This window comes from Campylobacter sp. CNRCH_2007_0968H (assembly GCF_025773245.1).
In the GTDB taxonomy this organism is placed as follows: domain Bacteria; phylum Campylobacterota; class Campylobacteria; order Campylobacterales; family Campylobacteraceae; genus Campylobacter_D; species Campylobacter_D lari_D.
This window is the reverse complement of the sequence record NZ_JAKMTQ010000001.1, coordinates 62501-84562: the sequence shown is the minus strand read 5'-3', so window position 1 is coordinate 84562 and position 22062 is coordinate 62501. Positions and strand designations below refer to the sequence as shown.

At 29.0% G+C, this 22062-nt stretch carries 18 protein-coding genes; 8 read left to right on the top strand and 10 right to left on the bottom strand.

The genetic code is table 11. The annotated features are described in order from the left end of the window. Positions 1–6: 6 nt before the first annotated feature. On the bottom strand, positions 7–966 hold the full coding sequence (locus L8Y18_RS00430; protein ID WP_133318803.1) for a Ppx/GppA family phosphatase: 960 nt from the start codon (positions 964–966) through the stop codon (positions 7–9). Positions 967–1021: 55 nt separating this feature from the next. Here L8Y18_RS00430 and L8Y18_RS00425 point away from each other — a divergent pair, with 55 nt between their 5' ends. The 3 genes from L8Y18_RS00425 to L8Y18_RS00415 are packed head-to-tail and all read left to right on the top strand — an operon-like array spanning position 1022 to position 4450. After that, complete coding sequence (locus tag L8Y18_RS00425) at positions 1022–1789, top strand: pyridoxine 5'-phosphate synthase (protein ID WP_263659101.1); 768 nt, start codon at positions 1022–1024, stop codon at positions 1787–1789. After that, positions 1786–2886: a 4-hydroxythreonine-4-phosphate dehydrogenase gene (gene pdxA / locus L8Y18_RS00420; protein WP_263676057.1), complete on the top strand. Its 1101-nt coding sequence runs from the start codon at positions 1786–1788 to the stop codon at positions 2884–2886. The genes L8Y18_RS00425 and pdxA overlap by 4 nt, the downstream gene beginning before the upstream one ends. A gap of 43 nt (positions 2887–2929) precedes the next feature. Next, positions 2930–4450, top strand: coding sequence for an inorganic phosphate transporter (locus L8Y18_RS00415; protein WP_133318806.1), 1521 nt, complete (start codon positions 2930–2932; stop codon positions 4448–4450). Here the strand turns inward: L8Y18_RS00415 and mnmH are convergent. Genes mnmH through L8Y18_RS00380 form a run of 7 tightly spaced genes read right to left on the bottom strand, consistent with a single transcriptional unit; the run spans position 4445 to position 9698 of the window. Further along, positions 4445–5428 carry a tRNA 2-selenouridine(34) synthase MnmH gene (mnmH, locus tag L8Y18_RS00410; protein WP_220567121.1) on the bottom strand — a complete coding sequence of 328 codons (984 nt, stop codon included), beginning with the start codon at positions 5426–5428 and terminating at the stop codon, positions 4445–4447. The genes L8Y18_RS00415 and mnmH overlap by 6 nt on opposite strands. After that, on the bottom strand, positions 5421–5909 hold the full coding sequence (locus L8Y18_RS00405) for an HIT family protein (RefSeq protein ID WP_263666181.1): 489 nt from the start codon (positions 5907–5909) through the stop codon (positions 5421–5423). The genes mnmH and L8Y18_RS00405 overlap by 8 nt, the downstream gene beginning before the upstream one ends. Next, the gene (locus tag L8Y18_RS00400) at positions 5909–6511 is read right to left on the bottom strand and encodes an indole-3-glycerol-phosphate synthase TrpC (protein ID WP_133318809.1); all 603 of its coding nucleotides are present in this window, start codon (positions 6509–6511) and stop codon (positions 5909–5911) included. The genes L8Y18_RS00405 and L8Y18_RS00400 overlap by 1 nt, the downstream gene beginning before the upstream one ends. Continuing rightward, positions 6496–7731: a tetratricopeptide repeat protein gene (locus L8Y18_RS00395; RefSeq protein WP_220567118.1), complete on the bottom strand. Its 1236-nt coding sequence runs from the start codon at positions 7729–7731 to the stop codon at positions 6496–6498. The genes L8Y18_RS00400 and L8Y18_RS00395 overlap by 16 nt, the downstream gene beginning before the upstream one ends. Then, on the bottom strand, positions 7707–8078 hold the full coding sequence (locus L8Y18_RS00390; protein ID WP_220567117.1) for a YkgJ family cysteine cluster protein: 372 nt from the start codon (positions 8076–8078) through the stop codon (positions 7707–7709). The genes L8Y18_RS00395 and L8Y18_RS00390 overlap by 25 nt, the downstream gene beginning before the upstream one ends. Beyond that, the gene (locus L8Y18_RS00385) at positions 8068–8760 is read right to left on the bottom strand and encodes a tRNA1(Val) (adenine(37)-N6)-methyltransferase (RefSeq protein WP_220567116.1); all 693 of its coding nucleotides are present in this window, start codon (positions 8758–8760) and stop codon (positions 8068–8070) included. The genes L8Y18_RS00390 and L8Y18_RS00385 overlap by 11 nt, the downstream gene beginning before the upstream one ends. After that, a complete protein-coding gene (locus L8Y18_RS00380) occupies positions 8754–9698 on the bottom strand; it encodes an NAD(P)-binding domain-containing protein (RefSeq protein ID WP_220567115.1) in 945 nt (314 codons plus the stop codon). Before L8Y18_RS00380 ends, L8Y18_RS00385 begins: the two co-directional genes overlap by 7 nt. A gap of 242 nt (positions 9699–9940) precedes the next feature. On the opposite strand from L8Y18_RS00380, the gene L8Y18_RS00375 reads away from it, so the two are divergent. Together L8Y18_RS00375 and L8Y18_RS00370 are read left to right on the top strand one after the other, a co-directional pair. Continuing rightward, positions 9941–11191 (top strand): MFS transporter, encoded by a 1251-nt coding sequence (locus tag L8Y18_RS00375; RefSeq protein ID WP_263676056.1) that lies wholly within the window; start codon positions 9941–9943, stop codon positions 11189–11191. Next, a complete protein-coding gene (locus L8Y18_RS00370) occupies positions 11188–13197 on the top strand; it encodes a CocE/NonD family hydrolase (RefSeq protein ID WP_263664429.1) in 2010 nt (669 codons plus the stop codon). Before L8Y18_RS00375 ends, L8Y18_RS00370 begins: the two co-directional genes overlap by 4 nt. 30 nt (positions 13198–13227) lie before the next feature. Here L8Y18_RS00370 and L8Y18_RS00365 read toward each other — a convergent pair whose 3' ends face one another. After that, a complete protein-coding gene (locus L8Y18_RS00365) occupies positions 13228–16740 on the bottom strand; it encodes an acyl-[ACP]--phospholipid O-acyltransferase (protein WP_263660938.1) in 3513 nt (1170 codons plus the stop codon). Positions 16741–16809: 69 nt separating this feature from the next. Then, entirely contained in the window at positions 16810–17418 is a 609-nt protein-coding gene (locus L8Y18_RS00360) for an NAD(P)H-dependent oxidoreductase (protein ID WP_263664430.1), read from the bottom strand. A 133-nt stretch (positions 17419–17551) separates the two neighbouring features. Between L8Y18_RS00360 and L8Y18_RS00355 the strand changes: the two genes are divergently transcribed. From L8Y18_RS00355 to L8Y18_RS00345, 3 genes are read left to right on the top strand one after another with little or no spacing between them, the layout of a single operon-like run. Then, positions 17552–18685: an efflux RND transporter periplasmic adaptor subunit gene (locus tag L8Y18_RS00355; protein WP_263660936.1), complete on the top strand. Its 1134-nt coding sequence runs from the start codon at positions 17552–17554 to the stop codon at positions 18683–18685. Continuing rightward, complete coding sequence (locus L8Y18_RS00350) at positions 18682–20613, top strand: ABC transporter permease (RefSeq protein WP_263660935.1); 1932 nt, start codon at positions 18682–18684, stop codon at positions 20611–20613. Before L8Y18_RS00355 ends, L8Y18_RS00350 begins: the two co-directional genes overlap by 4 nt. Before the next feature lies 1 nt (position 20614). Beyond that, positions 20615–21955, top strand: a complete 1341-nt coding sequence (locus tag L8Y18_RS00345) for a TolC family protein (protein WP_263660934.1) — start codon at positions 20615–20617, stop codon at positions 21953–21955. The last annotated feature ends 107 nt before the right edge of the window (positions 21956–22062 follow it).

Sequence of the window (22062 nt, the reverse complement as noted above, 5' to 3'; positions counted from 1 at the left end):
TCTCCTTTAAAATTTGATATTTTTAAAATGTGCTATACACACACCTTCTCTAACACCATCATCAATCACAATGAGCTTTTGCTTATTAAATAAAGCAAAAAGTATCATTGAGCCTGCTATGAGGTATTTTTTTCTATTTTCTCCAAGATAAATTTTAGCTTTTTCTTGTTCTAAATTCCAAATTTTTAATGCAAAATCAAAAAAATCTTTGCGTTTGAGTATTTTACCATTTACACTTTCTTCTAGGTAGTCTTTGTATTTTATGTTTTGTTTATAAGCACAAAGTGTGGTAGGTACTCCTGAATTTAGTATGAAAAAATTTCCTTTTAATTTTATATCTTTACTAAGATTAAAAGCTTTTAAGGCAAGTTGCTTTAAATGCGCAGGGTAGGGGCTTAGATGAATTTTTAATTTTTCATCTTTAATACGCACAAGATTTTGTGGATATTTTTTAAAAAATCTTACATAAACACTTGGTTTTATGGCTTTAAAATGCATTCTTTCATAAAAACTAATGATTCCAAAATCATAACTTTTGCTAAATTTATCATTTGAAATTTCACAAGAAGCACCGCCCAAATCACAATAACTTAAGTCTTTTCTAAAAAGTTTAAGAGCTTTAAGACGCTCTTGCATACCTAAAACGCTTAGTTTTGCTTCGGTTTTTGCATCGATTAATTTTATATCAAGTTTAAATTCTTTTTGAATTTTTTCAAAAATAAGCTTAGTATTTTTTGCTTTTCTAAAAGCAGCTGTGGCGACTGCTTTAGCTTGACTTAAGTTATAATTTTTTTCTTTTAAGATTTTCAAAGCGCTAAAAATTCTTTCTATAGCTTCATCACTAATGGTGTCATTTTGCATATTTTTAGCTGCTCCTATGATAAATTCTTCGCTTTTTAATTTATTAAAATTCTCATCCATCAAAACAGCTCTTAATGTATTTGAACCCATATCAATACCTAGCACTAGCTCTCCTTAAAAAATTTAAAGTATAATAGCAAAAAACTTATAAGGAAAACTTATGCTTTTAGGGGTTAATATCGATCATATAGCAGTTTTAAGAGAAGCTAGAAAAGTAAATGATCCTGATTTACTTGAAGCTGCTATTTTGAGTGCAAATTTAGCTGATCAAATCACTATCCATGTAAGAGAAGATCGTCGTCATGCTAATGAGTTTGATTTAGAAAATATCTTAAAATACTGCAAGTGTGTAGTGAATTTAGAATGCTCTATTGATATGATAGAATATGCTTTAAAATACAAACCCTCGCGCGTTACTTTAGTACCTGAAAAAAGACAAGAGCTTACAACAGAAGGTGGTTTAAATTTAGACAATGAAAAATTACAAGAAGCCATTAATGCTTTAAAACAAGAGCAAATCGAAGTTTCTTTATTTATTGATCCAAATTTAGAAGATATTAATAAATCATCTTCTTTAAATGCTGATTTTATAGAGCTTCATACAGGATTGTATGCTAATATTTATAATGCATTATATACCAATATCAATCAAACTTCTTATGCATTGCCTGAATTAATTTTAAGTAAAAATGAACTCAAAAAGCTTTTAGAAAATGAACTCCAAAGATTAAAACAAAGTGCGAGTTTGGCTAAGGGTTTAAATTTAAGAGTGGCAGCTGGTCATGGGCTTAATTATAAAAATGTAAAAAATATTGTGGATATTTTAGAAATAGAAGAGTTAAATATAGGTCAAAGCATAGTAGCAAGATCGGTTTTTGTAGGCTTAGAAAAAGCTATATTGCAAATGAAAGCTTTGATTAAAAGATGAAAAAAATTGCTATTAGCATAGGAGATTTAAATGGTATAGGTATGCAAATTTTATTATCTTGTCATGATGAGCTAGTAAAAATTTGTGAGCCATATTATTTTGTACATTATGAATTATTTCAAAAAGCAAGTAAGCTTTTGAAAATAAATCCTAAATCTAAAATCAATTTAGTTGAAATTTCTAATGCTTTAAAACCACAGTTTACCTTTAAAGAAGAAAAAGAAAATTTTTTAATTTATGAGTTTTCATATCAAGCTAATAAAATTATTGATTTTGATTTTGAGTTAAATCCTGCAAATTTAGACGCTAAAAGTGGAGTTTATTCTTTTTTAAGTTTTGAAGGAGCTAGTTATTGCACGCATTTATTTTTAGATGCTTTAGTAACTTTACCGATTAATAAAAAAACTTGGCAAATGGGGGGAGTGAGCTATAAAGGTCATACTGAAGCACTAAGAGATTTTTTCAAACAAGATGCTATTATGATGTTAGGGTGTGATGAGCTTTTTGTGGCTTTATATACTGAACATATGCCTTTAAGAGATGTTTATAAAGAGATTAAGGCTTTTAAGCTTGCGAAATTTTTAATTAATTTTTATCAATGCACTTTATTTGAAAAAATTGGAGTTTTGGGTTTTAATCCTCATGCAAGCGATAATGGCGTAATAGGTGGAGAGGAAGAGCAAGAAATAAAAAAGGCCATAAGAATGGCAAATGTATTTTTAAAAGATCATGCATTAAATTTACAAAATTTAGAAAATGAATATTTTTTAAGTCAAAAAGAAAAAGAGTTTTCTTATAAGGAAAATATTTTTTTAAGTGAGCCTTTAGTGGCCGATAGTGCTTTTACTCCTTTTGCATTAAGTAAATGCAAGTATTTAGTCAGTATGTATCATGATTTAGCTTTAGCACCTTTAAAAGCTTTATATTTTGATAAAAGCATTAATGCGAGTTTAAATTTACCCATAATTCGAACTAGTGTTGATCATGGAACAGCTTATGATAGGGCTTATAAAAATGAAAAAATAAACTTACAAAGTTATATGCAAGCAGTAAAATCTGCTTTACAATTTTTACAAATCAAAGAAAAAAATAAGTAAAAGTTACTAAAATATTCTTAAAATAATTTCTTAAGGAGAATGCTTGAGTAAAGACAATACCATTGCATTTTTTATTTTTATTGTAAGCGTTTTGTGTTTTTTTGTTTGGGGTTATAATTATATTCCTAATAATTCCATGATATTATTTATTCTTGCTAGTGTATTTGGAATTTTTATGGCCTTTAATGTTGGCGGTAATGATGTTGCAAATTCATTTGGTACTAGCGTGGGAGCTAAGACAGTTACTATCAAGCAAGCTTTAATTATTGCAGCAGTATTTGAATTAAGTGGAGCTGTGTTTGCAGGTGGGGAAGTAACTAATACTATAAGAAGTGGTATAGTAGTTTTACCAGATAGTGTTGATCCTATGGTGTTTGTATGTGTTATGCTTTCTGCTTTGCTAAGTTCAGGTATTTGGTTATTTATAGCAACAAAAAAAGGACTTCCAGTTTCTACTACTCATAGCATTATAGGTGGTATTGTAGGTTCAAGTATAGCTATGGGGTTTGTATTTTTTGATCAAGACCAAGCTTTTTCTATGGTAAATTGGAATGGTATTTATAAAATAGCTATGAGTTGGGTTATTTCTCCTTTACTTGGTGGACTTGTGGCGTATTTAATTTATGCTTATATTTATAAAAAAATACTTCAACCTTCGGCTTTGATTAATATGCAAATAAAAGAAATTAAAAAAGAAAAAAAGGAGTTTAAAGAAAATTTTTTTATCAATTTAAAAAACAAAAGTCAAGAAGAGCAAATTAAAGAATTAAGTGCCATTGTTTTAGATGATGATGAAAAAAGAAGTGAATATAAGTTAAAAATTAAAGAATTAAAAGAAAAAGAAAAAAATATAGATGTTTTTTCTAAAATGAAATTTCATGTTCCTTTGGTTGCAGGGATAGCTGCTTTAATAATAGCGTCAATGTTTTTATTTAAAGGTTTAAATAAAGTTTCTACTTTAGATATGGTGCAGAATTTATGGATAGTTTCTATTATTTCTATTTTTGCTTATATAGTTACTTTGGCTGTTGTAAGATTGATGAAAAAAACTGAAGTAAATAAAACTATAGAAAAGATTTTTTCGTGGTTTCAAATTTTTACTGCTTCTAGTTTTGCTTTTTCGCATGGAGCTAATGATATAGCTAATGCTCTTGGACCATTTGCTGCGATTTTAGATGTGCTTAAAAATAATACCATTAATCCAAGTTCGCCAGTGCCATTTGCTGTAATGCTTATGTTTGGTATAGCTTTGGTTATTGGACTTTGGTTTTTAGGTAAAGAAGTTATTCAAACTGTTGGTTCAAAACTAGCAGAAATTAAGCCAACAACAGGCTTTAGTGCTGAACTTGGTGCAAGTATTGTTATACTTTTAGCAACTCAACTTGGAATTCCAGTTAGCTCAACCCATATTTTAATCGGCGCTATTTTGGGTATAGGGGTGTTTAATAAAGATGCTAAATGGGGTATGATGAAACCTATTGGTTTAGCTTGGGTTATTACTTTACCAGTTGCTGGAATTCTTTCAAGTATTATTTTTGTAATTTTTGTAAATATAATCTTATGAGTTTAAACTCATAAGATATTTTTTAGCTTCATTTAAATTAGAGCTATTTATAAAATAATCAATTTTTGCAGGTTTTTTATATACTTTATCATAATATTCAAAAAGCATTTTTACACAAAGTTCTAAATTATTTTCTTCATAATTTTTACAAAGTCTTAATTTAAAATCCTTGCTGATATAAGGTGATATTTTTTCAACGCATTGATAAAATACTTTTTTATCCATTGGAGTATAGTTTTTTAAAACTCTTTGAATGCGTAAATTTATATCACACTCGCACCAAATTTTCTTAGCTTTTTGCATACTATTATATAAATTTAGCGGGATAGTTAAATTTCCAATTTGTCTGCTTTCAGCTTCTATAAAACAAGTTTTGTGAGTATAATCTTTTAAAAAATAAAACAACTTATCTTCAAAGGCTTTTTGGCTTGGTTGTTCTCCATAAATTTTACCAAAACTTGATCCTTGGTGATTAGCTAGTTTTTCTAAATTTAAAGCATTATTTAAAGTTTGGATTAAATCACTTTTACCACTTGCTGTATTACCACAAAGACATAAAAACTCAATATTTAAATCTTTCCTAAAAAACTCGCTCACATAACTTCTATAGGCCTTGTATCCACCTTCTAATCTTACAACTCTATAACCAAGTTCAGCCAAGATTAAAGCAATAGCTTTTGATCTTTTACCGCCTCTTGCGCAATAAATTCCCACCAAAGAACCTATTTTATAATTTTGATAAAGTTTATTAATATGTTCACTCATATTTTTACAAATATAACTTGCGCCTTTTGCTTTAGCTAAGCCTTTATTTTTCTTATAAAGTGTGCCTATTTCTTCAAATTCATTATCATTTAGTGCGTAGTAATTTTGCGCAGATTTTATATGAGCAAGTTTGTATTCTTTGGGACTTCTTACATCAATTAAAAGATCAAAATTAAATTTTAAAAAATTTTCAAAATCAACTTCTTTATACATAATCTTTAAAAGCTTTGCATAAGGTGGTATAAACTTTTCCCAAATCACTCCCACAAACTCTAGTTTGTCCTATGGTAGTGATAAAATTTGTATCCCCTTGCCATCTTGGGATTAAATGATAATGACAATGCGGCGCTATGCCAGCTCCTGCTGCACTGCCTAAATTCATACCTATATTAACACCCTTAGCATGAAAGTTTTCTTTTAAAATTTTAACTCCAATACGCACAAAATGGCTAATTTCTAGCCATGTATCATTATTTAAATCTTCTATATTTTCTAAATGATCATAAGGGATAATCATGAAATGACCCGGACTATAAGGGTATTTATTCATAATGCCAAAACATTCTTTAGCTCTAAAAATTACCCCAAGTTTTTCATCTTCATTAAGTTCATACTTACAATGACAAAAAGGACAAAAATTTTTATCTTTATTATTAAAATAAACATCTCTCCAAGGTGCATATAAATACTCCATCAACTCTCCTTTATGCAAGCATGTAGATTTTTGATATTTTTACTTATAAGAGCTTTATTTTTTGGTATCAAAGGTAATAGCTTTTCATCTTCTAATAAAAAAATTCTAGCTCCTGCTAAAATAGCATTATTAAGATCGCTTTTGCTTTCAATATAAAAAATGGCCTCTAAGCCAAGATGTATTGCAAAATTATAAAGTTTTTTTAGTTGCATAGTTTTTAGCATTTTAGGAAATACAATAAACGCATCAGCTCCATATACCAAGCTTTCTAAAATTTGATATTCATCAAAAATAAAGTCAAATTGCACAATGGGTTTTTCATGATAGCGTCTAAAAAGACTTAAATTTTGTATGTCTTGATTAAGCAAAGGACTTGTTGGTAAAACGATAGCATCAAAATTTTCATGATTAAAATTTAAATCTTTAGAATATAAAAAATGCGAAAGTTTTCTTTCAAGCAAAAGTGTGTAAATATCTTTAGGATAAAAAGCATTAGAAGCTAGGCTTCTGCCTAGCATATCATAAGGAAAAATTTCTTTTTTATTTTCTAGAATTTTTTGTGTTTTTGAAAAATGATCTTTTAAATCTATTGTTTTAAACATTTTTCAATGGCCTTTAAGTGATCTTTGCTTTCTTGGGAATTTGCAAATTCTTTATCGTGGAATGTTTTTTGTAAAATTTCATAAGCTTTTTTGCAATTTTTAAGTTTATAATAGCCCCAAGCTAAAGAGTCTAGGTAGTAAAGATTTTGTGGTTCTTGTTCAAGTGCCCAGCCTACTAATTCTATACCTTTTGCAATATCAATATCATATTCGATTAAGGCATAGCCATAGTAATTTTGATATAAAGCATCGCTACGCACATCTACACTTTGTTCAAATTTTTTCATAATAGAAGCTAGAATTTTTGGATCCGTGATTTTTTTACTTTTAGAATCCATATAAATTTCAAATTCTAAAACCCCTGCCATAGAAAGGTATTTTTTATCTTTGCTAAGTTCATAATGTTTTAAAGCTATTTCGTAAGCTTTTTTATAATTTTTTGTTTGTGTATATAAGAAAATTTTAGTATCAGGATCTATGTTGTATTGTTGGACTAAATTTAGAGCTTGTTTATAATTTTTTTCTTGCACTAGTAATTCTATCATAGCATATATATATTTAATATCATTGTTGAGTTTATATAGTTTTTCAAGGGTTTGAATGCTTGCCTTATTGTTTTTTTGCTCTTGATAAATTTTTAAAAGTAGGGTGCATGTTTTAAGAGTGCATTGTGAATTTTTTACAAATTCTTCTAAAGCTTTTTTAGCTTGATCAATATTTTTATTTTTTATATTAATTTCAACTATTTTAAGTAATAAATTTTCATGTTCAAAAAGCTTATAAGCAAGATTGTATTGCTCTAAAGCTTTGGTGTATAAAGCTTTTTTAGCAAAAATATCACCTAGTATTTCATAGTTTCTATAATCTTGCTCTTCTTTAATGAGTTTATAAAGTATAGTTTCGGCTTGTTTATAATCTCCTATTTCAAAAAAATGCAAAGCATTTAATCTTGCAATAGCTGTATGATTTAAAAATTCTTTAGAGGCTTTTAAAAGTTCATCTTTTTGTTTTAAGTTAGCACCCAAAGCTAAAAGCAATGCTTTTTGCAAATAGATACTTTCATTATTTTCATGAAATAAATTTGTATAAATATCACATGCTTTTTGAAACTGTCCATGTTCTTCATAAATGAGTGCTTGTAAGATTTTATCTTCGCTTTTAGCCAAAGCAAGGTTTGTTAGGATAAAAACGATAATTAGTGAAAGCAAACCCCTATACATTCTTCTTTCAACTCCTCTTTGTGTGTTTTAAAATACTCCCAAAATGGAAAAGTTCTACATTGTTTTGGTCTATGCTTGTAAATTAAACATTTTTTATACATTGTATCAAAAAAAATACAACGATAGCCATTTTCATGCTTTACTTCTTTAAAACTATATTTAAATCCAACTTTGATAAGGTATTGTTCTTTAAAGGCTTCAAAGTTTAAATTTAAAAAAGCAGCAATAGCTTCTAGCTCTTCTTTGCTAGCATAGATATATCCACTTTCTCCAGTGCAGCATTTTCCACCGCATGTTTTACAAGCATTTTCATCAAAAGAATAATCAAAGTCTTTTTCACATATCATAGCTTATAGTTCCTGTATTTTCATAAATTTCACTAATTTTTGGATTTAAAACATTATTTTCATACATAAAAAGCGTAGGCATTATCGCGCAAGGACTTTTACTATTTTTTTTAATATGCATTAAAACAAGCCTTGCATTAGTTTGTGTATTGGTGTGAATGCATTGAAGGGAAACTAGTTTTAATTTAAATTGTTTTAAATAAGCACAAATTTCATCTAAAAAACTTGCCTCATAGCACATAAAAAAACTACCATTTGGCTTGATTAAAGTATTTATTTTAGCAAACATCTTCTCAAGCGGCATAAATTCTTGATATCTTGATATACATAAATGCAAATCTTGGCTTTTTTGTGTATTTTTTTTATAAAATGGAGGATTAGAGATCAAAAAATCAAATTTTATATCACTTTTATAGTTTAAAAAGTCTTCGCAAATGCTTTGAATTTCAAGTTTATTTTCTTTGGCATTTTTATAACTTAGTTTGATATTTTGCTCTTGAATATCTAGTAGATAAACTTTTGAATTTGGAAATTTTTGCTTTACTAAAAGTCCTAAAATTCCACATCCACATCCTATATCAAGGATATTTCCTTTTAAGTTATTTTTAGATAAAAAGTCAAAAAGTAAAAGGCTATCATTATTATAACGATAGCCTTTTGAATATTGAAAGAGTTTTAGCATTTATAAAGATGATCGCAGATTTTAAATGAATCATTTAAACCCACTACAATAGAAGCTCCGTTTTTACTCGCTATATCACCTGCTACAAATAATCCTTTTACATTACTTTCTTTGTTTTCATCAAAGCTTGGCACACCTTTTTCATCAACTTCTATAGAGCATTTTTGTAAGAAATCAAGTGGGGTTGAACCACCAATAGCATAAATAATGCGATCATAAATTTCACTTGTATTGTTAGTGAAATTTACTTTAGCTTTACCATTTTCATCTTCAATACCAGTTATATCTATGCCGAGTTTTGCTTTTACACTGCCTTGTTCAAAAGCTTTTTGAATATCTTCAAGATTAATATCATTTAATCTTGAGAAAGTTTCTCTTCTATAGCAAAGTGTAACATCGTTATTTTTAGCTAAATCTATAGCGTATTCTGCTGCTGAATTTCCACCGCCTACAACTAAGATTTTTTCATCTTGGCTTGTTGAATTTGCATTAAAATTGATGATTTTAGTTAAAGTTATAGGTAAAGTATAGTTTGGTTTATTTGGCTTACCCATTCTACCTATGGCAATAACTGCATTTTTACAAATATAATTTTCATTTGCAGTGCTAACTATGAAATTTTCTCCATCTTTTTTAACACTTTCAACTTCACTAGAAAGCTTTACTTCAAGATTGTGCTCTTTAATGGCATTTTGGAAAGTTTCTATTGTGCTTTCTCTGGTTCCATCTTCAAAATTTATATGTCCATGATTTGTGCTATCACAACCTTTATAAGCTTTGTCTACTCTTTTGCCTTCTTTGTAAAATTTTACTAAGGTTTGACAAATCGCATCAGCTTTTTCTAAAACAATAACTTCTTTATTTTTTATTTTAGCTTCTACTCCAGCTGCAATACCTGCAGGGCCAGCGCCAATAACTACCATATCAAAAATTTTCATTATTTCCCTTTTTTAATTTTTAGTTTATGTAAATGTATCAAAAAAACAATAATAAAAAATAAAAAACAGAAATTATTTTTATCTTGTAAATAAATTTTTTTATGCTTATAAATTATTAAATTAATAAAATTTTATAATAAAGTAGATTAAAATGATATTATTATAATATTTTTTGCATAAAATCACTTACATAAAAGCAAAAAAACATAAAAATTATATATAGTATGCAAAAGGAGTTTTTGATGGGACAAAATACAGGACAAAGTTTAAAAAATAATTTTTTAACATTATTGTTATTATCCTTTTGCGGATCTATTATTTATGGTTTGCCTTATTTTAGAAAGTATTATTATGATGATTATATGAGTCTTTATCACTTAAATAATTTTGAAATGGGGCTTTTGGGTAGTGCTTATGGATTGCTTGGTTTGTTTTCTTATGCTTTAGGAGGTTATTTAGCAGATCGTTTTGCACCAAAAAAATTATTGATTTTTTCTTTAATTGCTACAGGACTTGGTGGTTTATTGCATTTATATTTTACTTCTTTAAATGCACTTTTGATTATTTATGGAATTTGGGGGATTACTTCTTTATTAATTTTTTGGCCTTCTTTGATGAAAATAGTAAGGAACTTAGCAAATTCTAAAGAACAAGCAAGGGCTTATGGAATTTTTGAAGGCGGTAGAGGAGTTGTTGGTGCTGCACATTTGGCTATAGCTACGAGTATTTTTGGATATTTTCAAACAAAAGCCTTGGCCGCACAAGGTATAGAAATGGTTATTGTGTTTTATTCTATAGCTCCTATTGCAAGTGCTATTTTATTGTTTTTTCTTTTGAAAGATGATATTAATGACCAAAGTGAGAAGATTAAAATCAAAGACTTGGTTTTTCTTTTGAAAAATTCTGCTCTTTGGCTTGTGGTTGCTATTACTTTTTGTACATATTTTTTTAACATGAGTTTTTATTATTTTACTCCTTATGCAAGCAATGTTATAGGAACTTCTGCTGTTTTTGCAGCTATTTTAACGGTATTGGCTCAATATATTCGTCCGGTTTCTTCTGTAGTGGGTGGATTTATAGCAGATGGATATGGAAAAGCTAAAATAATGATGATAGGCTTTATTTTAATGGGAATTGGTGTTATTTTTTTAATGCTTAGTTCAAAATTAAATGGATTTTTACAAATGAGTGTTTTAACTTCTGCTTGTGTCGTAATTTATATAGCTATGTATTCTAATTTTGGAATTTATTATTCTTTACTTAGTGAGGGAAAAATTCCTATACATTTAGCGGGTATGGCTATAGGTATTGTATCTACTTTTGGGTATTTGCCTGAAGTTTTTGCACCATTACTTGCTGGAGATTTATTAGATAGATACCCAGGTGTAAAAGGTTTTCATATATATTTTACCATCATGATAGTTATGGCTATTTTGGGTGTAATGTTTTGTTTGATTTGGATTAAAAAATACAATAAAAAGGAGATGAAATGAAGGAAATTGTTTTTAACTTTAAAAACAAGGTTAGAGTAATAGAAAATGAATGGATAGTTTTAAAAGATGGCACTAAGCTTTCATCACGAATTTGGCTTCCTCAAGTAAAAGAAAAAGTTCCTGCTATATTAGAATACATTCCTTATAGAAAAAATGATGGAACAAGGGGTAGAGATGAGCCTATGCACGGATATTTTAGTGGTAATGGCTATGCGGTTGTTAGGGTTGATATTAGAGGAAGTGGGGAATCTGATGGTTTATTAGAAGATGAATATTTAAAACAAGAACAAGATGATGCCTTAGAAGTCATTGAGTGGATTGCAAAGCAAGAATGGTGTGATGGGAATATTGGTATGATGGGTAAATCTTGGGGTGGCTTTAATTCTTTACAAGTTGCAGCAAGAAGACCTAAAAATTTAAAAGCAATTATAGTAGTAGGTTTTACTGATGATAGGTTTAATGAGGATATTCATTATAAAGGCGGATGTTTGCTTAATGATAATTTTTGGTGGGGTAATATCATGCTTGCATATCAATCACGCTTTGTTGATCCAAAAATTGATCCAAATGGTAGAAAAAAATGGCTCAATAGGCTTGAGAATATGCCTTTATGGCCCACATTATGGCTTGAGCATACTTTAAAAGATGATTATTGGAAGCATGGATCTGTTGGGGAAAATTATGATGATATACAAGTCCCTGTTTTTGCATTAGATGGATGGGCTGATTCTTATACTAATCCTGTTTTTACTCTAATGAATGGTTTGAAAGTTCCAAAAAAAGCTATCGTTGGTCCTTGGGCTCATGTTTATCCTCATGATGGTTTACCTTTGCCTGCAATGGGTTTTTTACAAGAAGCACTTAAATGGTGGGATAAATGGCTTAAAAATGAAGAAAACGATGTGCTTGAAGCTCCTATGATACAAGCATATATTGAAAATAGCTCTAAGCCAAATTCAAAAACAGAGAAAGTAGAAGGTCGTTTTGTTGCTTTAAATGATTTTAAAAATGATATTAGCTATAAAAGATACTATTTAAATCCGCATAAATTAACATGTAAAAAATCAAGTGAATTTATCAAAATTAACACTCCATTAAATCATGGGCTTTTATCAGGAGAGTGGATGGGAGCTGGTGTTTTAGGAGAAAGTCCTAGCGATCAAAGGTTAGATGATGGGATGGCAGTTGTTTTTGAAAGTGATTTTTTAGAACAAGATTTAGATGTCTTAGGCTTTCCTATGTTAAATGTAAAAATTGCAAGCGATCAAGAAAAAGCTATGCTTTTTGCTCAACTTAGTGAAGTTAGAGCTGATGGTTTTGTAAAAAGAGTAAGTTATGGAGTAATCAATCTTGCATTAAGTGATAATAAAGAGCAATTTATACCTTTAAAAAAAGATGAATTTATCCAAAAGCAAATCAAACTTGATGCTTGTGGATATAGATTTGCCAAGGGTTCTAAGATAAGATTATCATTAGCAAATTCTTTTTGGCCTATGTTTTGGCCTATGCCAAAAATTTCAACCTTGACTTTAGATTTAAATGAGTGTGAATTTAATTTACCATGTTTTAATGGTCAAGATAGCGATAAAATCAATATGCAAGCACAAAGTGCTCCTTTAACCCCAATAACACTTTTAGAAGAAGGTAGGGTAGATAGAAGCATTTCTTATGATATTTTAAACGATACTTGGACTTGTATTACAGATGGTGTTGGCGGGGTTTTTGGAGAAGGTGTTTATAGATTTGATGAGGTTGATGTTTTAGTAAAGCATAATTTAAAAAGAGAATTAAAACTTCAAAATGAAAACCCATTAAGTGCAGAATATACCATTACTCAAACAATGCAAATAGGACGCGAGGGTTGTATGATGGAGGCGGATATAATCTTAACACAAACTAGCGATTTGGAGTATTTTTATATTAAGGGAAAATTAGTAGTTAAGGAAAATAATAAGCTTGTTTTTGATAAAAAATATGATTGTAAAACTAAAAGAAATAGTTTATAAAATTTCCCAAAGTAAAATTTACTTTGGGAATTAATTTTCTTGCAAGATTTTAGCTAAATCTTTAGCACCTTTTAGATCCACTTTGCCAGAGCCTAAAAGTGGGATTTGTTCTACCTTAAAATATCTACTTGGTTTAAAAATAGCAGGCATAGTAGAGTTTTTAATTGCTTCACAAATTCCTTCAAAATCTTGCTCTTGGCATTCTACTAATAAGCATACCATTTCACCTTTTTTATCATCATCTAGTGCAACTGCGCAAAATTTTACTACATCTGTATTGATAAATTTAGCAATTTCTTCTTCTAAAGCTCCTAAAGATATCATCTCACCACCAATTTTTGCAAAACGAGAATAACGATCTACTATATATAAAAAGCCATCCTCATCTACATGGCCTTTATCGCCGGTATTATACCAGCGTATGCCATCGATTTCTTTGATAACTTCATCGGTTTTTTCTTTATTGTTTAAATAACCCACCATAACCTGATGGCCACCAATGAGTATTAATCCATCTTCTCCATGATTTAAACTTTCATAAGTAGATGGATCTACTATGCGTATAGCACTTCCTGGTAAAGGCATACCTACACTACCTTCTTTATTTGCACGGTGTAAAATCCAATAGTCAGGATCAAATTTATTCGGTAAATTTACACTTGCAACTGGAGTGGTTTCAGTGGCTCCATAGCCTTCAAAAATAGGTTTTTTAAATTTAATTTCAAAGGCAGTTCTTACTTCGCTTTTGAGTTTTTCAGCACCTGAAACGATAATCCTTAGGCTTTCAAACATAATCGCATCAAGTTTTTTATTTCTTGCATAAATACCTAAAAAAGTTGAAGTAGCACACATAATGCTAACATTGTTTTTTACTATAGCTTTTGCTACACCTAGTGCATCTGTTGGATCAGCATGTGTTATGCTTTTAATCCCTTCTAATAAAGGCATAAAAGTAGTTACAGTTAATCCAAAAGCATGAAAAGGTGGCAAAGAAGATAAGACAACATCTTCATTTTTTGCACATAATACATCTGAAATTTGAGCTATATTGCTTAAAATATTGCGATTATTTAGCATTACCCCCTTAGGTGTTCCCTCGCTACCACTACTAAATAATATAGCAGCTATGGCAAGGTTTTGTTTATTAGACGCAAATAATGCTTTTATTAAACAAGTAGGTAAGATACTTACTAAAGCAAGCATAGAAAAGATTTTGAGTTTTTGTCTTTTAAAGTTTGCGATAATATCTTCCATAAAAATAATTCTAACATGCTCTTCAAATTCTAGTTTTATGCCTTTATTTTCTAATTTTTCCATAAATTTTCTAGAAGTATAAATTTGTTGAATTTGAGAGCTTTGAATGGCTTGATTTATTGCTTTTACACCTGCTGTGAAATTTAAATTTACCACGATTTTATTTGCAAGTAATACAGCTAGATTACAAAGAGAGCTAGCCATGGAAGCAGGGAGCAAAATTCCTATACATTCTTCTTTTGGAGCATAGCTTCCTTGGGTAGGTTGTATATTTAACTCATGTGATCTATTTTTTATAAAAGAGCTAAAAACTAGACTTAAAGCAAGCATTTTTCTATAAGTAATACCACCTATTAAAGGATCAACAATAGCTATTTGACTTAAATTTCTTTTAGCGCTATCTATCCAAGCTCTAGCTATAGTATGCATACTTTCACATTGAGATTTCCAAGCAATAAATGAAAGTTCAAAAACCTTTGCTTTAACCACTTCTTTTTTAGTGTGTATTGGCAAGCTTTTTCCAAAAGCAATAGCGATTTTTCTTTTGCTTATTTTGCGGTTTCTTGCTGAAAATTCTTCATCACTTCTTGAAAAAGCACTTCCCCAAAGTCCTCTAATATAAAAAGGTAAAATCACTCCATCTTGCTCTTCTAATTTTGAGCAAACTAACTCAAATCCACCTTTAAATTCATTAAGCTGTCCATGGCGTGAAAGCACTCCTTCTGGGAAAAGGCAAACTAAATTTCCATTTTTAATATGCATAGCAATAAGCTCTAAGCTTGATTTGCTAGAAGCACTTGAAACAGGAATAACTCCAAATTTATCAAGAAAAATTCTAATATACCACTTAGAATAAATGCTTTTTTCCATAACAAAATAAATTTTTCTTGGTATAGCCATTTGCACAATAGCCCAATCTATAAAAGATATATGATTACCAAGCAATAACGCTCCACCTTTTTCAGGAATATTCTCAAAACCTTCTACCAATAAACGGTAGCGTTGAAAAAACGCTATACTCATTAATAAACGCACTAAAGAAAAAGGCAATTTACTTAGCACATAAATGCTTCCAAAAAATGCCACAGCGATGATAAAATAAAACAAATTTATCACTTCAATTTTAACATAAGCAGCAAAAGTAGCTAGTGCTAAAAAGCCTAACATAAAAATATTTTGTATGAAATTATTTCCTGCTAAGACTTTTCCTAGTTCATTTTCTTTTGCATGAAATTGTATTAGAGAGTTTAAAGGTATGATAAAAAATGCTCCGCTTAAACCAAAAATAAAAAACACTACACTATAACTTAGTAAGTTTTCTAAAAATGGCATTAAAATGCTCATTAGAAAAACCCCTAAAGCACCTAGTGGTATAAGACCTAATTCGATGTAATTTTTAGAAAACTTACCACTAACAAGCGATCCTATAATCACTCCTATACCAGAAAAAGCTAAAGAGCATTGTACATAAAAGGTATTTTCTATAAAAAGATCATTTTTTGCATATACAGGAAAACTCACTAAATAAAGTTGTGATATGGCCCAAAAAAGTGAAATTCCTATAATGCAAAGCCAAATAATTTTATGAGAAAATATTGTTTTTAAATTAGAGGTTAAAAGCTTTCCTTGTAAATATTGTTTTTTATCAAAACTTAAATTTTTATCTTCTTCTTTTAAGCTAGGAAGTTTATAAGCTAAAAAAAGTTCTAATAAAGCAAAAGCTATTAATACAAAACCCAAAGGTGCAATTTGTGTTAAAATATCCGAAGGAGTGTTAAAATTTGACTCAAAAAGCATTTCAAAGCTTAGAGAAAATACTGCCATACCGGCTAAAATAGCCACAATACTTACTGCATTGACAGCTCCATTTCCCATAGCTAAAAGCTCTTTTCCTACTAATTCTTTTATAAAGCCATATTTTGCAGGAGAGTATAAGGCAGATTGCACTCCCATGATAAAAGTCATTGTAAATGCAAGCCAAAATGCTCCAAGATAATAACACAAACAAATAATACAAGTTAATATTACTGAAAATAATGCAGATATTTTCATGATTTTATTTTTAGGAAATTTATCCGCTAAAAATCCAGATGGTGAAAGCATAAGAATAAAAGGCAAAAGCATTAAAGCATTGACAATAGCAGTTAGAAAAAGTTGGGTGCTATCTTCATAAAATTTATAAATGGTATTTTGTATGATGATTTTGTGTCCTAAATCCACAAAAGCATTAATAAAAGCTACTGCTAAAAATGGCAATACGCCAAAAATCTTTAAAAAATTTCCTTGCATTTAAAACTCCATTTTATTTTAAAAATATTATTTTATTATATAAAATTTAAATGGAGTTTTGATATTTGATTAATCTTTAAATTCTACCACTTCATTAAATGCAAAACGAGCTTTTTCTGTACCAGAATTTTTTTGGGCATGTCCTAGAGCAATGAGCATAGATACTCTTTGTTTAGCGGTGTCTAAATTTAAATATTGATTGATTTTATCTTTATCAAAACCACCGATAATACACGAACCCAAATTTAAACTATAAGCAGCATTGATAATATTTGCAATAGCAAGATGACTTTGCTCTTTTGCATAAATAAAACTTTGTTCTAAATCCATTGCGTCTAAAAATGGCTTATAGGTTTGCAAGCGTTTATTTAACTCTTCTTGGCTTAAACCACGCTTTTTTAGTTTTTCTTCAAAATAATCTTTAAAATCAGCTCTTGAGATCACAACAATAATAGCAGCACAATTTGCTACATGATTTTGATTGTTAGCTATTTTGGCAATTTCTTTTTTATGTTCATCTTTTTGAAAAACTAAGAATTTCCAAGGTTCAAGTCCTAAAGAACTAGGAGATAATCTAGCACATTCTAAGATATATTCTAAGTTCTCTCTAGAAATTTTTTCTTGAGTATATGCTCTAATAGAAGAGCGATTTTGCATTAAATTTAAATAATCTTGCATATAATTTCCTTATTTTTAGTTTAATTTATCTTATATCTTATAAGCTTTAAAATTGTTAAAATTATATTTTATTGCTACAATTTTATTTTTACTTCATACAAATATTTTATTATACGGTTTTTAAAGGATTAAAATGAAAAAAATAATTTATTTGAGCATATTTTTGATTATACTTATTATAGGGATGTATTTTTTCTTTTTTGCAAATAAGGAAGAATATAATTATCTAACTTATGAGGTTAAAAAACAAGACATTACTCAAAGCATAGAAGCAATAGGTGAAGTTTATGCAAAAACCCAAGTTGATGTTGGTGCACAAGTTAGTGGGCAAATTACTAAACTATATGTAAAATTGGGCGATCGTGTTAATGAGGGTGATTTAATCGCACAAATTGATAAAGATAAACAACAAAATGATTTAGATATTACCAAAGCTAGACTTGAAAGTGCAAAGGCAAATTTAGAAAGTAAAAAAATTGCTCTTGATATAGCTACTAAACAATACCAAAGAGAGCAAAAGCTTTATGCTAAAAAGGCTACCTCTTTAGAAAATCTTGAAAATCTTAAAAATACTTTTTATGCCTTAAGAGCAAATGTGGCTGATTTAAAAGCTCAAACTACTCAACTTGAAATTTCTTTAAAAAATGCTCAAAAAGATTTAGCTTATACTACTATAACTGCACCTAGTAAGGGTGAGATTATCAATGTAGCAGTTGAAGAGGGGCAAACTGTAAATGCAAACCAAAATACACCAAGTATAGTGCGTTTGGCTGATTTAAGTGAAATGGAAATTCGTATGCAAATAGCTGAAGCTGATATTAATAAAATTAGTGTTGGAAAAAAGGTTAAATTTAGTATTTTAAATGAGCCTGATAAAAAATATGAAGCAACTATTTCAAGCATAGATCCAGCAAATACTACCATAAGCGATGCAACAAGCAATACAAATTTAAACTCAAACTCAAGTACTAGCACTAGCGCTGTGTATTATTATGCAAGGGTTTTTGTAAAAAATGATAATAATTTTTTACGCATAGGTATGAGCACAGAAAATGAAATTGCTATTAAAACAGAAAATAATACTTTAGTTATACCAACTTTAGCTATAAAAAGCGATGTAAGTGGTTATTATGTAGAAATTTTAAAAGCAAATAATATAAGTGTGAAAACACCTGTTAAATTAGGTATTAAAGATAGTTTAAATACTCAAATTTTAGATGGTATTAATGAGGGTGATTTAGTTATCATAGGTAAAAATAAAAAATGATACGCTTAGAAAATATACAAAAAAAGATTAATAATACAACTATTTTAGAAAATATTAATCTTTATATTCAAAAGGGAGAATTTGTAGCCATTATAGGGCAATCAGGTAGTGGGAAAACCTCTCTTTTAAATATTATAGGAACACTTGATGAACCAAGTAGTGGAAAATATTTTTTAGATGCATATGAAGTAACTAATTTAAGTAAAGATGAAAAAGCAAGGATTAGACGCGAAAAAATTGGTTTTATATTCCAAAGATATAATTTGCTTAGTCTTTTAAATGCTAAAGATAATGTAGCCTTGCCTGCTGTTTATGCAGGTAAAAACAAACATGAAAGATCACAAAAGGCTAAAGAATTACTTTCTTTTTTAGAGCTTGATCACAAAGAATTATCAAAGCCAAATGAGCTAAGTGGTGGACAGCAGCAAAGAGTTTCCATAGCAAGAGCTTTGATGAATGGCGGTGAGCTTATTTTAGCAGATGAGCCAACGGGTGCACTTGATTCTAAAAGCGGTAAGATAGTTTTAGAAATTTTAAATAAACTAAACGATCAAGGACACACTGTAGTTTTAGTCACTCATGATAGAGAAATAGCTGCTAGAGCAAAAAGAGTTATAGAAATTAAAGATGGTAAGATTATAAGCGATAGTGGTGCAAAAAAAGCAGACGAAATAAAAGCTAAGTTAATGCCAAAAGAGAAAAAAAGCTTTAATTTGCTTAAAAATCAGCTTTTTGAAAGTTTAAAAATGTCCATAGCTTCTATTGTAGCACACAAGCTACGTTCTTTGCTTACTATGCTTGGTATTATTATAGGTATAGCTTCAGTAGTTTGCGTGGTTGCTTTAGGACTTGGAGCCCAACAAAATATACTTGCTTCTATTAGCTCTATTGGGACTAATACCATAGAAGTTGTTTCAGGGCGTGGTTTGGGGGATATTCGATCAGGTAGAACAAGACTAAATTTAAGTGATTTAAAAACCTTAAGTTCTTTGCCTTATTTAGAAGCAGTAGAAGCAGATGTAGGCAAAATAGGGGTAGTAACTTATAAGAATAATTCTTTACAAGCTAGAATTTATGGAGTAGGGCCAAATCATCTAAGACTTAGAGGTTTTGTGATGGTAGATGGTAGATTTATTAATAATGAGGATATAAAAGATAATACTAATATTTGCATTATAGATGAAAATGCTTTGAGAATTTTATTTGATAATATTAGTGCTAAAGATGTTTTAGGTAAAAGCGTGATTTTTAACAAGCAACCTTTAACTATAGTTGGTGTTTTAAAAAAAGAAAGAGATAATAAAGGCTTTAGAGCTGATGAAAATACCATTAAAATTTATACTCCTTATTCTACTTTGATGAATAAAATCACAGGAGATAAGCAAATAAGAGCTATAGTAACTAAGGTAAAAGATGAGGTAAATCCTGCTTTAGCTGAAGAGGCTATGGTAAAAATTTTAGAAATTAAACGCGGAAAAAAAGATTTTTTCACTATAAATTCTGACGCAATTAAAAATGCCATTGAGGAAAATACTGCTACTTTAACTTTACTCATTTCTTCTATTGCAGTGGTATCTTTGATAGTAGGTGGTATTGGTGTGATGAATATCATGCTTGTTTCAGTAAGTGAGCGCACAAGAGAAATTGGAGTTAGAATGGCTATTGGAGCTAGAAAAGAAGATATTTTAATGCAGTTTTTAATCGAAGCTGTGTTGATTTGTTCTTTAGGGGCTATTTTTGGAGTAATGCTTTCTTTTATCATCATTGAAGTATTTAATTCTTTAAATTTTGGTTTTACGATGATACTTTCATTAAATTCGGTATTTTTAGGGCTTTTAAGTTCGGTTTTAATCGGAGTGGTTTTTGGATTTTTCCCAGCAAAAAATGCAGCAAATTTAAATCCTATTAGTGCTTTATCAAAGGAATGAGATGAGAATATTTTTATTATTTTTTATAGCCTTTTTTTTAAATGCCTGCGTAGGAGTAAAATTAGAACAAGTATCTCAAGAACAAATAAAAAAAGAATATTTTGAAGATTTTAACGCAAGCAAGGCTTGGTGGGAAAAATATAACAATCAAGACTTAAATAATATCTTAAAAGCTATTATTGATAATAATAAAGACTTAAATATAGCAAGGATTAATTTTTTAAGTACCTTAGCTAGATATAAGCTTTTAAATTTAGATCTTTATCCTACTTTGAGTGGAAATTTTGGTGCAAATATAAGAAAAAATTTAAACAATGGCACAAAAACGCATAGTTTTTCAAATGGCATTATGTTAAATTATGAGCTTGATATATATGGCAAAATTTCAGATCAAGTTGCTAGTTCTGAATTTTTAGCAAAGGCGAGTGAGTATGAGTTGCACTCTTTAGAGCTTGATACGATTAATTTAGCGATAAATAGTATTTTTGAATTTATTTATTTCAATGATGTAGATCATTTATTAAACAAACATTTAAAAAATCTAGAGCAAATGCTAGAAATTTATACTACTAAACTTAATTATGGAAAAGTTGAATATATAGATCTTTTAAATATTAAAAAATCTTTATTAAACACTAAACAAAATATCATTACAAATTTGCAAAATAAAGACTTAACTCTTAAAAATATAAAAGACTTACTGGGTAAAGATGATGAGCATTTGATTAATAAAATGCTAAATTATACTCTTGAAGATTTTTCTTTGCAAAAAATTAATTTTGATATAGAATTAAAAATGCTTGCTTATAGACCACAAGTTCAAGCAAAACTAAATCAACTTATGGCTTCTTACAAGGATTATACAAGTGTGCAAAAAAGTATTTTACCTAGCATAAAAATATTGGGAAATTTAGATGGGAATGATAAGAATATTGATGAAAGTTTTAAATTTTTAATTTTAGGAGGCAATGTCGCCATTGACTTACCATTTTTGGACTTTTATAGAGTAAAACAAAATGTAAAAATTTCTGAATTAACATACCAAGCTCGTTTGGTTGAATATAAAGATGTATTACAAAGAACTATCCATGAATTTAATTTTTGTTATGAAAATGACAAGTATTATAATGATTTGTTAAAATTAGTAAAAGACATTAATGTTAATCAAGAAAAAATTACACAGCTATATTTAGAAAAATATGAATTAGGTCGCAGTGAATTAAAAGATTATCTTGATGCGGACGCTTTGTTTATAAATTCACTCCAAGAGCTTAGCAGAGCAAAGCTATCTTTGCTTAAAAATATTAATTTATATCATAATATTGTTTTAATTTCAGAGTAAAAAAGACTAAAAGTGTTTCATTTTGTAATATTATAAGAAAAGAGTGTTGTTTATTTGCGTTGTTTTAAAGTCATTTAGAATACAATTGATAAATAAATCAAACAAAG